The 15,082-nt window shown below is 62.8% G+C and carries 13 protein-coding genes, 3 tRNA genes and 1 pseudogene; 13 read left to right on the top strand and 4 right to left on the bottom strand.

Features of this window, described 5'->3' with window-relative positions; all coding sequences use genetic code 11:
* The first annotated feature begins 58 nt into the window (after positions 1-58).
* The 3 genes from ACYCTF_RS09115 to ACYCTF_RS09105 all read left to right on the top strand — a co-directional run bounded on the left by ACYCTF_RS09115 (position 59) and on the right by ACYCTF_RS09105 (position 2,819).
* Positions 59-370, top strand: a complete 312-nt coding sequence (locus ACYCTF_RS09115; RefSeq protein ID WP_461283744.1) for a hypothetical protein — start codon at positions 59-61, stop codon at positions 368-370.
* The gene (aroC, locus tag ACYCTF_RS09110) at positions 367-1,467 is read left to right on the top strand and encodes a chorismate synthase (RefSeq protein ID WP_461283745.1); all 1,101 of its coding nucleotides are present in this window, start codon (positions 367-369) and stop codon (positions 1,465-1,467) included. The genes ACYCTF_RS09115 and aroC overlap by 4 nt, the downstream gene beginning before the upstream one ends.
* Before the next feature lie 164 nt (positions 1,468-1,631).
* On the top strand, positions 1,632-2,819 hold the full coding sequence (locus ACYCTF_RS09105) for an MFS transporter (protein ID WP_461283746.1): 1,188 nt from the start codon (positions 1,632-1,634) through the stop codon (positions 2,817-2,819).
* Here ACYCTF_RS09105 and ACYCTF_RS09100 read toward each other — a convergent pair.
* Positions 2,816-3,217 carry a hypothetical protein gene (locus ACYCTF_RS09100; RefSeq protein WP_461283747.1) on the bottom strand — a complete coding sequence of 134 codons (402 nt, stop codon included), beginning with the start codon at positions 3,215-3,217 and terminating at the stop codon, positions 2,816-2,818. The two genes, ACYCTF_RS09105 and ACYCTF_RS09100, sit on opposite strands and share 4 nt — an antisense overlap.
* Positions 3,218-3,413: 196 nt before the next feature.
* Here ACYCTF_RS09100 and leuC point away from each other — a divergent pair, with 196 nt between their 5' ends.
* From leuC to ACYCTF_RS09075, 5 genes are all read left to right on the top strand, one after another.
* Positions 3,414-4,817 (top strand): 3-isopropylmalate dehydratase large subunit, encoded by a 1,404-nt coding sequence (leuC, locus tag ACYCTF_RS09095; protein ID WP_461283748.1) that lies wholly within the window; start codon positions 3,414-3,416, stop codon positions 4,815-4,817.
* 8 nt (positions 4,818-4,825) lie between these two features.
* Positions 4,826-5,479, top strand: coding sequence for a 3-isopropylmalate dehydratase small subunit (gene leuD / locus ACYCTF_RS09090; RefSeq protein WP_461283749.1), 654 nt, complete (start codon positions 4,826-4,828; stop codon positions 5,477-5,479).
* Positions 5,476-6,561: a 3-isopropylmalate dehydrogenase gene (gene leuB / locus ACYCTF_RS09085; protein ID WP_461283750.1), complete on the top strand. Its 1,086-nt coding sequence runs from the start codon at positions 5,476-5,478 to the stop codon at positions 6,559-6,561. The genes leuD and leuB overlap by 4 nt, the downstream gene beginning before the upstream one ends.
* 42 nt (positions 6,562-6,603) lie before the next feature.
* Positions 6,604-7,626: an aspartate-semialdehyde dehydrogenase gene (locus ACYCTF_RS09080; protein ID WP_461283751.1), complete on the top strand. Its 1,023-nt coding sequence runs from the start codon at positions 6,604-6,606 to the stop codon at positions 7,624-7,626.
* 125 nt (positions 7,627-7,751) lie between these two features.
* Complete coding sequence (locus tag ACYCTF_RS09075; RefSeq protein WP_461283752.1) at positions 7,752-10,256, top strand: FimV/HubP family polar landmark protein; 2,505 nt, start codon at positions 7,752-7,754, stop codon at positions 10,254-10,256.
* A gap of 172 nt (positions 10,257-10,428) precedes the next feature.
* Here the strand turns inward: ACYCTF_RS09075 and ACYCTF_RS09070 are convergent, their stop codons facing one another.
* Positions 10,429-10,923: a dihydrofolate reductase gene (locus tag ACYCTF_RS09070; RefSeq protein WP_461283753.1), complete on the bottom strand. Its 495-nt coding sequence runs from the start codon at positions 10,921-10,923 to the stop codon at positions 10,429-10,431.
* On the bottom strand, positions 10,920-11,714 hold the full coding sequence (locus tag ACYCTF_RS09065; protein ID WP_461283754.1) for a thymidylate synthase: 795 nt from the start codon (positions 11,712-11,714) through the stop codon (positions 10,920-10,922). Before ACYCTF_RS09065 ends, ACYCTF_RS09070 begins: the two co-directional genes overlap by 4 nt.
* A 35-nt stretch (positions 11,715-11,749) precedes the next feature.
* Between ACYCTF_RS09065 and ACYCTF_RS09060 the strand changes: the two genes are divergently transcribed.
* Complete coding sequence (locus ACYCTF_RS09060; RefSeq protein WP_461283755.1) at positions 11,750-12,196, top strand: SET domain-containing protein; 447 nt, start codon at positions 11,750-11,752, stop codon at positions 12,194-12,196.
* 515 nt (positions 12,197-12,711) lie between these two features.
* Here ACYCTF_RS09060 and folD read toward each other — a convergent pair.
* The gene (gene folD / locus ACYCTF_RS09055; RefSeq protein ID WP_461283756.1) at positions 12,712-13,563 is read right to left on the bottom strand and encodes a bifunctional methylenetetrahydrofolate dehydrogenase/methenyltetrahydrofolate cyclohydrolase FolD; all 852 of its coding nucleotides are present in this window, start codon (positions 13,561-13,563) and stop codon (positions 12,712-12,714) included.
* 151 nt (positions 13,564-13,714) lie between these two features.
* On the opposite strand from folD, the gene ACYCTF_RS09050 reads away from it, so the two are divergent.
* The 4 genes and pseudogenes from ACYCTF_RS09050 to ACYCTF_RS09035 form a co-directional block, all read left to right on the top strand.
* Positions 13,715-13,791, top strand: a tRNA-Pro gene (locus ACYCTF_RS09050).
* An 11-nt stretch (positions 13,792-13,802) separates the two neighbouring features.
* Positions 13,803-13,878 (top strand) — tRNA-Arg (locus ACYCTF_RS09045).
* A gap of 27 nt (positions 13,879-13,905) precedes the next feature.
* Positions 13,906-13,982, top strand: a tRNA-His gene (locus ACYCTF_RS09040).
* Between the two features lie 337 nt (positions 13,983-14,319).
* Positions 14,320-14,968 (top strand): annotated as a pseudogene (locus ACYCTF_RS09035) (site-specific integrase); the annotation flags it as partial.
* Positions 14,969-15,082: the final 114 nt, after the last annotated feature.

Genomic DNA, 15,082 nt, shown 5'->3' with positions numbered 1-15,082 from the left:
TCTCAGTAAGCTTGAATCATTGGCGGATTAAGGACCGCCACAATCTAACCGATACTTGGTGACTATGCACATACCGGCCAACCAGGAGGAATTCCTGGACCTGTTGGACCAGGCGATCTTCGAGACGCGCGACATGTTGAGCGCGATCGAGAGTGAGGGTGAGGACTGCGAGCTGGGCGAGTACGCCGGCGTGTTCGAGACCCTGGAAAAGATGCTCGTCGGGCTGCATGGCGAGATCTGTGCGGGTCGTCATGTCTTCGGCGGCGCACAGCTCGCCTACGCGGACCTGCTCGCGCGCTTTCGGGCGCGCATCCCGTTCGCCGATATCCTGGAGACACTCAATCAAGTTCAAAAAGGCGGGTTAGCGTGAGCGGAAACACCTACGGCAGGCTTTTTTGCGTCACGAGCTTCGGTGAGAGCCATGGACCCGCGATCGGCTGCGTGATCGACGGTTGTCCTCCCGGTCTGCCGCTTTCGGAGGCCGTAATCCAGCCGGACCTGGATCGGCGTCGTCCCGGCACCTCCCGCCATACGACCCAGCGGCGCGAGGAGGACCGGGTCCGCATCCTGTCGGGGGTCTTCGAGGGGGTGACTACCGGAACCCCAATCGCGCTCCTGATAGAAAACACCGACGCCCGCTCCCAGGACTATGGCAAGATCGCAAACCTCTTCCGCCCAGGTCATGCGGATTATAGCTACCAGCAGAAATACGGGGTACGGGACCATCGGGGCGGCGGCCGCTCATCGGCGCGTGAGACCGCGAGCCGGGTTGCGGCCGGCGCCGTGGCGCGGGCCTACCTGTATGCGCGCTACGGCATCGTCGTGCGCGGCTACCTCTCGCAGCTTGGCCCCTATAAGGCGGCGGCGGTCGACTGGGACGCCGTGACCGAAAACGCGTTCTTTTGTCCCGACCGGTCGCTGGTTCCCGAGCTCGAGGCCTACATGGACGCGTTGCGGCGTACGGGGGACTCGATCGGCGCCGAGGTGACAGTCGTAGCTCAGAATGTCCCGCCAGGCATCGGGGAGCCGATTTTCGATCGCCTGGACGCCGACATTGCGCATGCCATGATGAGCATCAATGCCGTGAAGGGGGTGGAGATCGGAGACGGCTTCGCGGTGGTGACCGCGCGTGGTTCTGAGTGCCGCGACGAGATGACCCCCGATGGCTTCCTGTCGAATCATGCGGGAGGCATTCTGGGCGGTATCTCCTCGGGACAGGATATCGTCGTGCGGCTGGCCTTGAAGCCTACGGCCAGCATCCGTATCCCTGGGCGCACGGTGGACCGGGAAGGGGCCGCGGCCGAAGTCGTAACGACCGGACGGCACGACCCCTGCGTCGGGATTCGGGCAACCCCCATCGCCGAGGCGATGCTCTGTCTGACATTGATGGATCAGGTCTTGCGCCATCGCGGACAGAACGCCGACGTGACCTGCGTGACACCTCGTATACCGGCAAGCTGCGATTAAAGAACCCGTCCGTCGCGGTCCTGCGACAGGCGATCGAAACCCGGATAAGATGCGGGCCGTGCTGTCATCCCTTTCATGCATACTGCGCCACGAGACGCGCCGGTCCGATCGTGACGGGTGCAGCGCTTGGGCGCGCCTCCTAGGCGGAGCCAAGGGATGCACCCGTGCTTGAGCGGGGTTCCTCGAGGCTTGGTCCTCCGGACCGCCGTAACCGCATCGTGAGGCGGCTGGCGAGCGGGGACTGGCCGCGCTCGGCATTTTATTGGTTCTACTTCAGCGCGATGGGCGCGCTCTTGCCCTATTGGCCGCTCTATCTCCGTTCGCGTGGGTTCGGGCCGCGCGCGCTCGGTGACCTGATGGCGCTGTTTGCCTTGTCGCGGATCGTCGCGCCCTATATCGGGGGGTGGTTGAGCGACCGCTTTGGGCAAAGGCTGACCGTGGTGCGCGGCGGGGCCTTGTTGGCATTCGTCTGTTTTCTACTCATCGTCTACGCGCACGGTTTTGTGGCATTCGCCGCGGTGATGGTGAGCTTCAGTTTCTTCTGGTACGCGACCTTGCCGCCGGTGGAGGCCAGCACGCTTGCCTTTCACGGGGATCGCTACGGGCGTATCCGTCTGTGGGGATCGATTGGCTTCATCGTCGTGGTCTTGGGGCTCGGGCCCATCCTCGACCGCCTGGGGGCGCAGGTCACCGTACCTGTCATCGCCATCCTCTTGTTTGGTCTCTGGCTTGCCACCTTAGGTCTCGCGCCCCTGGGGGCGCCGCCGACCGGGCTTGCGCCGGCGCCGATCCGGCGTGGACTCGCACCCTTCCTGGTTGCCTGTTTCTTGATGCAGGTAAGCTATGGGCCCTATTACACGTTTTATTCGATATATCTTGCCCATTACGGGTACGACAAGGCCGCCATCGGGGCGCTCTGGGCCCTTGGGGTCGTATGCGAGGTAGTCGTGTTCTGGCAGGCCGGGCGGTTCTTTGCCCGTTTTGGTGAATGGCGGCTCTTCGCATTCACCTTCGGACTTGCGGTCGTAAGGTGGCTTGTGATCGCGGGCTTCCCGCGCTCGTGGCCTGCCTTGGCGCTCGCGCAGACCTTCCATGCCTTCACGTTTGGACTCTACCACGCGCTGGCGGTACGACTCGTGAGCCGCTATGCGGGCCCCGGCGCCAAGGCTCGTGCCCAAGCCTATTACGGGAGTGCAGCCGGCGCCGGGGCGGCCGTAGGCGCGGCCACAAGCGGGTACCTATGGGCCGCAGTCGGGCCTCAGGGCATGTTTCTCTCGGCGGCCGCGGTGGCTGGGGCTGGATTCCTAGTCATCACGGCGCACCTCAAGACCCACGAACAGGAGACGTGTTAGCGATGGGCCCGACGGCGTAGCGTGGGGAACGGTAAGACTTGCCCCCGTGGCGCTTGGGGTCGGACCGGGCGCGGATGGGGTTTTTGTTCGAACGCGGTCTGGAGCGCGGCCAAGAAGCCTTCGGAGAAGCGGTAGGTGTCGATGTCCGTGCGCTCGGCGTGCGCCACCGCCGCATGGATCGGCGTTACGGCCTTAAACGAGGCCTCGGCCACGACCCCATCCTTGATATGCCGGCAGTGATTCTCGGTATAGATCGCGCGCACGAGCGCGACGGTAAGCTCGTGATGAAGACCGCAGCCCTCGAAGAGGTCCTGGAGACCGGTCGCTTGCGGCCGCACCGGGAGATGGATATGGCCCAGGCGCTCTTCCAGACTTTGGAGCAATTGCAGGAAGGTCATGGCAGTTTCTCAACTTCGGGACGAAGGGGTCGCGCCTCCTATCGTCGATCGCAAAGAGGATATTGTCGGCCAGGGATGCCGCCCTGTCGAGATGCGAGCGGGGCGAAGGCCCATCTGCGGGGCCGGGGGTGCGCAAAATATTGGCATCGGCGGCCCCTTTGCGTACCATGGGCGCACTTTAAAAAGGGCGATTTCGATGGGTAAGACGCTTTACGAGAAATTGTGGGACAGTCATGTGGTGCGGGAGTTGCCCGACGGAACCTGCCTCGTTTATATCGATCGTCAGCTCGTCCACGAGGTGACAAGCCCGCAGGCCTTCGCCGGCGTACGGGCACGTAAGCGAGGATTGTGGCGGCCGGATGCCAACCTAGCGGTCGCTGACCACAACGTCCCGACCAAAGATCGGGCGCTCGGTATCTCTGACCCCACATCACGCGTGCAGATAGAGACTTTGGGCAGCAACTGCCGCGATTTCGGGGTATCGCTTTTTTCCATGGATGATGTGCGCCAGGGCATCGTTCATGTCGTGGGGCCCGAGCAGGGCGCGACACTCCCCGGCATGACGATCGTGTGCGGGGATTCGCATACGTCCACGCATGGGGCCTTTGGGGCCTTGGCCTACGGCATCGGGACCTCCGAGGTCGAGCAAGTCATGGCGACGCAGTGCCTGCTTCAGAAGCGCTCGCGAACCATGCGCGTGCGTCTGGAGGGCGCGATGCCCGCGGGCGTCGGCGCCAAAGACATGGCGCTTGCGGTGATCGGCAAGATCGGGACCGCCGGTGGCACAGGCTACGCCATCGAATTCGCTGGGGACGCGGTGCGCGCGCTCTCCATGGAAGGGCGCATGACACTCTGCAATATGGCAATCGAAGGCGGAGCGCGCGCCGGGCTCATTGGGGTGGACGAGACGACCATCTCCTATCTGGCGGGACGCCCCTTTGCCCCAAGCGGCGACCTCTGGGAGCAGGCCGTGCAGGCTTGGCGCGGCTGCGTCACGGATCCCGACGCGACGTTTGACCGCGAATGGGTCATCGATGTGAGCACCCTAGCCCCCCAGGTGACCTTCGGGACCTCGCCGGAGATGGTGGTTCCCATTGATGGGTGCGTCCCCGACCCGACGCGCGAGAGCGATCCGGCACGACGCGAGGCCTTGACGGCGGCCTTGACCTATATGGACTTGCGCCCGGGGATCGCCATGGTCGATGTGCCGATCGATGTCGTGTTCATCGGATCTTGCACGAATGCGCGCATCGAAGATCTGCGCGCGGCCGCAGGGGTCATCGCGGGACGCAAGATCGCCCCGGGCGTGCGGCGCGCCTTAGTGGTTCCGGGCTCAGGGCTTGTGAAACGTGCAGCCGAGTCCGAAGGGCTTGACCGCCTATTCAAGGAAGCGGGTTTCGAGTGGCGCGATCCTGGCTGCTCCATGTGTCTTGCCATGAACGCCGACAGGCTCGAGGCTGGCGAGCGCTGTGCCTCAACCTCGAACCGAAATTTCGAGGGCCGACAAGGCGCGGGGGGCCGCACCCATCTCGTGAGTCCGCAGATGGCCGCAGCGGCCGCGATTGCGGGACACTTCGTCGACATACGTCATCCATCCTAGGGGGTCTTTTGCAGCGTTTTGAAAAAGAGACGGGGCTTGTCCTTCCCCTCGACCGCTTGAACGTCGACACCGATGCGATCATCCCGAAGCAGTTCCTGAAGGCGGTGGGGCGTACGGGTTTCGGTGCCAACCTGTTCGACAATTGGCGTTATCTGGATCGGGGCGAGCCAGGTCAGGAGACCGCGCGCACGCCCAATCCCGATTTCGTCTTGAACAAGCCCCGCTATAAAGGGGCCTCGATCCTGCTCGCGCGCGCCAACTTCGGCTGCGGATCGTCGCGCGAGCACGCCCCTTGGGCGCTCGTTGAATACGGGATCCGCGCCATCGTGGCACCAAGCTTTGCGGACATTTTTTACCAAAACAGCCTGAAGAACGGTCTGTTGCCAGTCGTCCTGCCCGAGGACACCGTCGACCGCCTGTTTCAGGCCGTGGAGGCGGAAGTGGGCTATGCTCTGACGATCGATTTGCGCACAGGCCAGGTCTTGGCGCACGACCAGGAGATCGGGACTTTTTCAATCGACCCGTTTCGTCAAGAGTGCCTCTTGAATGGACTCGATGACATAGGTTGGACGTTTAGGCATGAAGCGGAGATCCGCGCATACGAGGCGCGCAGACGGCGCGAGGCGCCATGGCTGTTCGGGCCGGAGGGATCTCGGATATGAAGAAGGTGTTGGTCTTGCCGGGCGACGGTATCGGGCCTGAGGTGGTGGCGGAGACGGTACGTGTCCTTGAGTGTCTGCGGGACGAGGGCGGGCTTGCCGTCGAGATGGAGTTCGGTCTGATTGGGGGCGCGGCCTATGATGTCCACGGACAGCCCTTGCCCGAAGATACACTGAAACTCGCAAAAGAGGCCGACGCGGTGTTGTTGGGGGCGGTCGGCGGCCGACAATGGGAGGCCTTGCCGATTGCCTTGAGGCCCGAGAAGGCCCTCCTTGGTCTGCGTGCGGCTATGGGGGTGTTTGCCAACCTGCGGCCGGCCGTTTTGTACCCGCAACTGGCCGGGGCCTCGACGCTGCGGCCCGAGATCGTAGCCGGACTCGATATCATGATCGTGCGCGAACTTGTGGGCGGGATCTATTTTGGGGAGCCGCGTGGCGTGCGGACCTTGAAGACCGGCGAACGTCAGGGTTTCAATACCCTCGTCTATTCCGAGTCCGAGATCGAGCGCATCGCTGTGCGCGCCTTCGAGATCGCGCGCGCCCGTGCCCATCGGGTCTGCTCCGTGGACAAGGCCAACGTCCTGGAGGCAACCGAGTTATGGCGCGATGTGGTGACACAAGTGGCGGCGCGCTATCCGGATGTGGCCATAAGCCATATGTATGTTGACAATGCGGCCATGCAGCTCGTCCGTGCCCCCAAGCAATTCGATGTCGTAGTGACGACGAATATGTTTGGAGACATCCTGTCGGACGCCGCGGCGATGCTGACCGGGTCGATCGGGATGCTGCCCTCGGCCTCGTTGAATGAGTCGGATCGTGGCCTCTACGAGCCCATTCATGGCTCGGCGCCCGATATCGCCGGCAAAGGGATCGCCAATCCCCTGGCCACCATCCTGTCGGCGGCTATGATGCTGCGGTACAGCTTCCATGAGCCGCTGTTGGCCGCGCGCGTCGAGGCGGCCGTATCGAAGGTGCTCGACGATGGTCTGCGCACGGCGGACATCCAGGAGTCAGGTCTCCCTGTGGTCGGCACAGGCGCCATGGGCGAGGCCGTGGTCGCGGCCCTGCGCGCCACCCACTCGTGATGAGCGTTTACTAGGGTATTTTACGCGGAGTCCCAAAAAGGTATGTCGCAAACTTTCGATGTCGCGGTAGTGGGGGCGACCGGTGCGGTCGGCGAAGTCATGCTGGCCATGCTGGCCGAGCGCAAATTTCCTGTCCGTAACCTGTACGCCCTGGCCTCCGAGCGCTCGGCCGGGACCAAGGTCCGGTCGGGGGATCGGGAGATCACGGTGCTTGATCTCGCGACCTTTGATTTCAGCAAGGTCCAGATCGGGCTCTTCTCGGCCGGTGGCGACATCTCCGCGACCTACGCCCCCAAGGCGGCCGCCGCAGGCTGCATCGTGATCGATAATACCGCGCACTTTCGCTATGAAGACGACATTCCGTTGGTGGTGCCGGAGGTCAATCCGCAAGACATCGCCCGCTACAAGGCCCGTGGGATCATCGCCAACCCGAATTGCTCGACGATTCAAATGGTCGTGGCTCTGAAGCCGATCCATGATGCGGTAGGGATCGAGCGCATCAACGTGTGCACCTACCAGTCGGTGTCGGGCACCGGCAAGGACGCGATCGAGGAGCTGCAGACCCAGTCGCGGGCGGTCCTCGCAGGTGCGGCAGTGATCAGCAAAGTCTACCCTAAGCCCATCGCCTTCAATGTCTTGCCCCACATTGATGTCTTTCTTGAGAATGGCTATACCAAGGAGGAGATGAAGATGGTGTGGGAGACGAACAAGATCATGGGGGATCCATCGATTCGCGTGAATCCGACGACCGCGCGCGTCCCTGTTCTCTACGGCCACTCCGAGGCGCTCCATATCGAGACACGCGAGAAGCTATCGGCGGAGGCGGCGCGTCAGCTGCTCGGAAAGGCGCCGGGCATCGTGGTCCTGGATGAGCGACAGCCGGGGGGCTATCCGACCGCGGTCACGGAATCGGCGGGTCGCGACCCGGTGTTCGTGGGGCGCATCCGCGAGGATATATCGCACCCGCGCGGCCTCGATATGTGGGTCGTCTCGGACAATCTGCGCAAGGGAGCGGCCTTGAATAGCATCCAGATCGCCGAGCATTTGGTAGCGTCGTATTTATAGTCTATAGTCGGACAGATGACTTCGAGGGTTTTCTCAAGAAACCCATGTAACTGATGTGGTCTCGGGGACGGGGCACGCCCCCAGGAGCGGTGGTAATGGCGAAGAATCATAGATATCGGTCGAGAATGGCGCCCGTCCTTTGGGCAACGGCACTTCTCTATACGCCGCTTGCCCAGGCGCTCGGTCTGGGCTCCCTCACGGTCACGTCGAACCTCGGGCAACCGTTGCAGGCCGAGATACCGCTCGTATCGTTCCATCGTAGCGATCGACACACGGTGCACGCTACCATGGCCTCGAGCGCCGACTTCGCCGCCGCCGGATTGCGCAAATCGCGCGTGCTCCGGGCCATTCGGGCGCATATCCAGCGCGCGCCCGGAGGGGGCTACGAGCTCGTCCTGCAAAGCCATCAGCCTATCAACGAGCCGTTCCTTCATTTTCTTTTGCGCGTCCGCTGGCCGGGTGGCTCACTATTGCACATGTACACCGCGTTCCTGAACCCGGCAAGCGGTGTTTCCGTGCTGAGTGCGGGGGCTGTGCCGCCGCGGCTGCGGCCGATCACCGAAAACCTTGCGCCGCCGGTGTCGGCGCATCGCGCACGGCCGACGACAACAGTCGTGCGTCCTGGCGAGTCTTTGTGGGTGGTGGCCAACCATACGGCACCGCGAGGGGCGGCCATGCCGCAGACCTTGGAGGCCTTCTTGCGCGCCAACCCGAAGGCATTTTTTCATAAAAATGTCAATGAGTTACGTGCTGGTACCGTGCTCAAGATCCCGACCCGGCGGGCGATTGATGCGATCGCCCCGCAGCACGCGGCGGTGTGGCTTGCCTCGCAAGACGCCGCCTGGAATCGCTACAAGATGCGGCTCGCGAACGCCCCAACGATGGCGAAGGGAGGGAACGCGGGACTTAAGGGCGCGCTTGGATTGGCGCGTGTACTGCCCGCAGACCACGAACCCTTGCGCATAGAGGCGGCCAATCTCGCGGGACCCGTGACACCTGGCAGTGGCAGCGGCAAGGCGGGCGCGACGGGATCCTTTGGGGAACGCGTGCAGCGCCTGAAAAAGGAACTGCAGAAGACTCAGCGCCTCATGACCCTGGAAAATCAGGAGCTCGCACTCCTGCAAAAGCAGGCAAAGGACCGTGGCAAGCTGCAGCCGGTGGCGGCGGGTGTCATCCCCAAGGAGGCGTCCAAGCTGCCGACCCGTGTCGCGGGCAAACCGCCGGTCACAGTGCAGCCCACACGCCATATGGTGGCGCCGGTGCGCCCCCTGCCGCCGCCAGCGCCAGCCCCTTCGTTTCTGTCGATGCTGATGTCGTCCGAGCGCACACCTATTCTCGGCGCCTTGCTGGTCATAGTGCTCGGTGGTGGTCTCCTCGTGATCCGCAGGCGGCGTCAGACGATGGCCGAGTTCGAGGAAAGTATTTTGTCGGGTGGCGGCCTTAATTCCGAGGGGCAGATGCCCGATACGGCCGGTCTACCGAAGACGCCGGACGTGTCCTTTCTGAGCGAATTCAGCCAGGCGGGCTCAGGTGGCGCCATGCATACGGACGAGGTCGACCCCTTGGCTGAGGCCGATGTTTATCTGGCCTATGGGCGCGACGAGCAGGCGGAGGAGATCCTGAGAGAGGCCTCGACCAGAGAGCCTGGGCGCGTCGAGTTGAAGCTGAAGCTCCTCGAGATCTATCTGCAGCGCGGCGACAAAAAGACCTTCGAGATCGTCGCCGAAGAGGTCTATGCCGCGTGCGAGGGGCGCGGCCCCGCGTGGCAGAAGGTCGAGGAGATGGGCCGTAAATTGGATCCGGCGAACCCGCTCTTCAAGGGTGAGGCATCGCCGGTCCTGAAGGATGCAACACTGACCGACGAGGAGGAAGTCGCTCCGCGCGGAGGCCTGGGGGATCGGATCGATTTCGCGGCGGTAGCTCGCGAGCTCGAAGAGGTATCAGCACCCAGGCGTCAGGCGCCGAGCCTCGACGAAATGGACGGCATCCTGGAGTGGCCAGGCAGCATCTCGAAGTCCAAGACCGGGGGGACCGCGCCCCAGGACAAGGACGTTCCGGTAGGGCCCGAGGAGGAGGGCGTGCTCGACTTCTCCTTGGATCTCGGACATCCCTCGGAGCTCGTGGAGGCAGGGGCGGAGCGGCTGCCTCGGGCATCGGCGGCGGAAGACGCCCAGGCAGGCGCGCTGGACTTCCAATGGGATCATTCTTTGACGTCCCCGGCCAAGGCCTCGACAAGCAAGGTTTCCGTAAGCGAGACCTCAATGGCTGATGAGGAATTCGCGATCCGATTCGACGAAGATGTGCAGGATCTTACGGCGGGCGATCTGGATCTGGCGCGGGTGGGTGCGAATGGCGCGAACGGTACCGCCAGGGGCGATCTGCCCTTCGTGCTTACGGGCAACGGGGCCGAGGAAGAAAACGAGCTCGTGCTTGAGGCCGATAACGGCGTCGAGACGGGAAACGGTCTAGACAACGCTACCGAGGTCGTGGACACCAAGCTCGATCTGGCGCGGGCGTATATCGAGATGGGTGATCATGATGGGGCGCGGGGCATCCTTGAAGAGGTGCGGACCGAGGGAAGCGCAATGCAGCGCACCCAAGCGGACAGCCTCATGGGGAGTATCCCCTGACGCCGACTCTGGCCGCGCCAACGGATCCCGGCATGTAAGTGAAAATCGCTTTCTAAGGCTGTAAGCCATGGACGGAGAGGCCGTTTTGCGGCTGAATGAAAGGGACTTGAGGCTCACGTGACGACCAGCGGCCGCACGCGCGTTCTGAAAGGCTCGGGCCACATCGACTGGATCAGCGACGCCGCTCGAACCTCAAGAAGTGGAACGCGTAGGCGTGGCGATCATCGGCGGGGTGGAGTTCGTCGGCCACGAGTTCCCAGTCTTGCGGGTTATAGGGGGGAAACGAGGCATCACCTTCAATATCAGCGTCGATTTGCGTCAAAAAAAGTCGATCTGCCCGCTCTAAAGTCTGCCGATAGAGGCTCGCTCCGCCGATAATGAAGACCTCGGTGGAGCGCGCGCGCGCCAAGGCCTCGTCCAGCGAACCTGCGACTTCGATGTCGTGGGCGGCAGCGGCCGCGAAAATCGGATCTCGTGACACGACTACGCTATGGCGACCTGGCAGGCTGCCAGGGAGTGATTCGTAGGTCTTGCGGCCCATGATGACGGTCTTGCCCAGCGTGAGCGCTCGGAAGCGGCGCAAATCGTCCGGCAGGCGCCAGGGGAGCGCGTTGTCGCACCCGATGGTGCCGTTACGGGCGACCGCCACGAGCAGCGAGAGCGTCATACGGCCACCGGTGCCTTGATGGCCGGATGAGGGTCGTAATCGCGGATCTCGATGTCCTCGAATCGGAAGCTGAATAGGTCCGTAATGGCGGGGTTTAGGACCAGCTGCGGCAAGGGACGCGGGGTCCGCGACAGTTGTTCGCGCGCCTGATCGAGGTGATTGCGGTAGAGGTGGGCGTCGCCTAAGGTATGGACGAAATCCCCCGGCAGGAGCCCCACGGATTGCGCCACCATATGGGTCAGGAGGGCGTACGAGGCGATATTGAACGGGACGCCGAGAAAGACGTCGGCGCTACGCTGATAGAGCTGGCAGGAGAGCCGACCGGAGGCCACGTAGAACTGGAAGAGCACATGGCAAGGGGCAAGGCGCATGTCTGGCAACGCCGCCACGTTCCACGCCGATACCAGGAGACGCCGAGAATCCGGGTCGGCGCGAAGGGCCTCGACGACCGCGCGAAGCTGGTCGATGCTCTTACCGTCGGGCGCGGCCCATGAGCGCCATTGCGCACCGTATATGGGTCCCAGGTTACCCTCGGGGTCTGCCCACTCGTCCCAGATGCGAACACCGTGGTCATGGAGATAGGTGATGTTGGTGTCACCCTTGAGGAACCAAAGAAGCTCGTGGATGATGGAGCGCAGATGCAGGCGCTTGGTCGTGACGAGCGGAAAGCCATCGGCAAGCGCAAAGCGCATCTGATAGCCGAAGACGCTCAGGGTCCCGGTCCCGGTCCGGTCGCTTTTAGTGACCCCGTGATCGAGGATGTGGCGCATGAGGTCGTGATACGGGCGCATAGCGCCAGTGTAGCATGAAGAGGGTAATGGCTGGCATGATCACCGTCCGAGAGAGCCCGCAGCATGGTCGTGGCGTGTTTGCGGATTTATTCATTGCGGCGGGTACGCCTCTGCTCATCTTCCGGGGGCCGCTCTTGGCGCGCGCGCAGCTAGATCCGAACGACTATCATCTTCAGATCGGAGCGGACCTGTATCTCGGACCCTCGGGGGAGGCCGATGATTTCGTGAACCATTCCTGTGAACCCAACGCAGGCTTTGCGGACGGCCTCGTGTTGAAGGCCTTACGGGATATCGCCGCTCATGAGGAGATCACCTGGGATTATTCCTGCGCGATCGACGAAGCCGATTTCGCCGGATTTCCATGCGCTTGCCGCAGTCGCTTATGTCGCGGCGTGGTGCGCTCTTTTCGGCACCTCGAGCGGCCCGTGCGGGAGCGGCTGCGGCCCTTCGCGCTACCATACCTGCGCGATCGCTATCGCTGAGGTCAACCCGCGTCGTGCGTAGGGACTAGGTCCGCGGTCCAGCGCAAGGCTTGGCCAAAGGGTCGGAGAGATGCGAGCGTAAAGACGTTTGACTAAGCGGGCTCGACATTGGATATACTGTTGCGCTGGAGCGTACGCTCCTCCAACCCCAATCGAAATCGGAGAACAAATAATGAAGAAATTGATCTTGGCCTCGGCGGTCCTTTTTGCGTTGGCTGGTTGCCACAAGGCACCAAAGCCTAGCACGTCGCAGTCGGCCGCGCCGGCCGCGCCGGCCGCGTCTTCGCCGAGCACGACTAACAGCATGGGTACCACGGCTAGCCCGAGCAAGAGCTCGGCTGCGCCCGCTGGTACCACGTCGTCTTCGGGTAACATGTCGTCCATGAACGGCATGTCATCTTCGACGACGAAGAAGAGCGCCTCGGGCCAATAAGCCCGCCGCCGCGCGCCAGACGGGATACCGACGTACGGCGCGCGGCACCTTCTCTTGTTTGTGGGGGTTTTTCCCTTTAGGCCTATGCGCGCAGCGAGGCGGCCTCAAGCGTGTTGGAAAGCAGGGTGGCGACCGTCATAGGGCCCACACCTCCGGGGACCGGCGTGATCCATGCAGCCCGTTTCCGGGCCTCCTGAAAGTCGATGTCGCCGGCCAAGTGACCATCCGGCAGGCGATTCATGCCGATATCGATGACAATCGCACCTTCTTTGATCCAGTCTCCCGGTATGAGGCGCGGCTTGCCCGCCGCCGCGACGAGGATATCCGCGTGTTCCACATATCCCCGCAGGTCTTTCGTGAACCGGTGGCAGGTCGTCACGGTGCAACCGGCAAGTAAGAGTTCAAGGCCCATAGGCCGTCCCACATGGTTGGAGGCGCCGACGATGACCGCGTGGCGCCCCCGCAGCTCGACTCCCGTGTGGCGCAGCAGTGTCATGACGCCCGCCGGCGTGCAGGGCCGCAGAGCGGGGCGTCGCACGGCGAGTCTCCCCATGTTGTATGGGTGGAATCCGTCGACATCCTTGCTTGGCAGGATTTGGTCGATAAGAGGCTCGGGCCGCAGAGGGGGCGGCAGCGGCAGCTGCAGCAAGATGCCGTCTATGTTTGGGTCTTCATTAAGTTGGCTGACAAGAGTCAGGAGATCGGCCTCACTCGGGGCGGTCTTCATGATGTGCGGGATCGACGTGATACCTACCCGCTGGCACGCCTCGGTTTTGTTGCGCACATAGATGGCCGAGGCCGGGTCGTCGCCGATCAGGATGACGGCTAGGCTCGGGCGGCGCAGACCCTGGCGTTGGCGTTCATCGACGCGCTGTTTGATGTCCGCAAGAAGCGAGGCGGCGATTTGTTTGCCGTCGATGAGGTGTGCGGTCATGGCGTTCACCCGAAGGAAAGCGTTATCATCCCACGACCGGCAGGCGCGGCCAAGTGATAGCGCGTGATGGGGCGGGGCGCGCCCGGCGTTGACGAAGTCGGCTGCCCCGCGTATATTCCAGGCCCTTCGCCGGACGGGGTGGAGGCATCCTCGGGGTATAGCGCAGCCTGGTAGCGCACCTGCTTTGGGAGCAGGGTGTCGGGGGTTCAAATCCCTCTACCCCGACCAACACGAACGAGGCGCCCGTAGCTCAATGGATAGAGCAACGGCCTTCTAAGCCGTTGGTTGCAGGTTCGATTCCTGCCGGGCGTGCCATACCGGCAGTCGGCCCTAATGTCTATGGTGAGCGTAGCTCAGCTGGTTAGAGTCCCGGATTGTGATTCCGGTTGTCGTGGGTTCGAATCCCATCGCTCACCCCAATTTCCCTCCTAGCAATACACGAAAAAACAACCACTTACTGAAGCGCGACGGAGAGGATTGGGCACGGGAGACAGAGGACGCGATCACACGGGGCACCTACAACGCGACGGCTAGGGAGCTGTCGGTAAAATTTACCGTGTCCGATGCCCTTGATCGGTATGAGCGCGACATCAGCCCTACCAAGCGGGCATCGACCCGAGACCGGGAATCCGCGTGCAGGTAAAGCAGGTGCGCAGCTTCTTTGGGCGTTATGGAATAGGCGCTGTCACCCCAGAGTTGGTGGCCGGCTATCGGGATAAGCGGCTGAGTGCCGGAAAAAGCCCGAATACGGTTCGTCTGGAGCTTGCTCTGCTCGGGCACCTGTACACGACGACGATTCGTGAGTGGGGGCTGAACGCACTGCGCAATCCGGTCGCGCTCATTACTAAACCATCGCCAGGACCCGGGCGAATTCGAAGACTGACTGAGGACGAGGAGCCGCGATTATTGGAGGCGTGCGGTACGCATTCGAGCCGCATGCTGGCCTGGATCGTCGAAGTCGCGTTGTTGACGGGAATGCGCCAAGGGAAGTATTGAGTTTGCGGACTGGGCAGGTGGATATGGACCGGCTGGTGGTGCGTCTTGACCAAACGAAAAACGGGACCCAGCGGACAGTGCCCCTATCAGAACGCGCCGCGACCGTGCTCGATGCGGCAGTGAAAAATCCCGTTCGTCCCGCCACCACCGATCTGGTGTTTTTCGGGGAGCCCGGGAGGGATGGGGTTCGCCGGCCCTACGTGATCGGCAAGATCTGGCAACAAGCACTCATGCGGGCAGGCATCCGTGATCTCCATTTCCATGATCTCCGCCACGAGGCGGCCTCCCGCTTGGTGGAGCGGGGCTGTCAGACCAGGAAGTGGCGGCCATTACCGGCCACAAATCCATGCAGATGCTCAAGCGTTATACCCACCTGCGCGCCGAAGACCTCGTCAAAAAGCTTGATTGAGCGTTCACGCCTTACCCTATCGCCGAAAATCTCGCGTCACCACCAGTCGACGCACGATTCCGTGGGTCTCGAGGTCCCCCACCTGTTGTATTTTATAGGCGGGGTTTAGGGGGC

The sequence above is a fragment of the Acidiferrobacter sp. genome (assembly GCF_054609335.1).
This window is presented reverse-complemented; position numbering and strand designations above follow the sequence as displayed.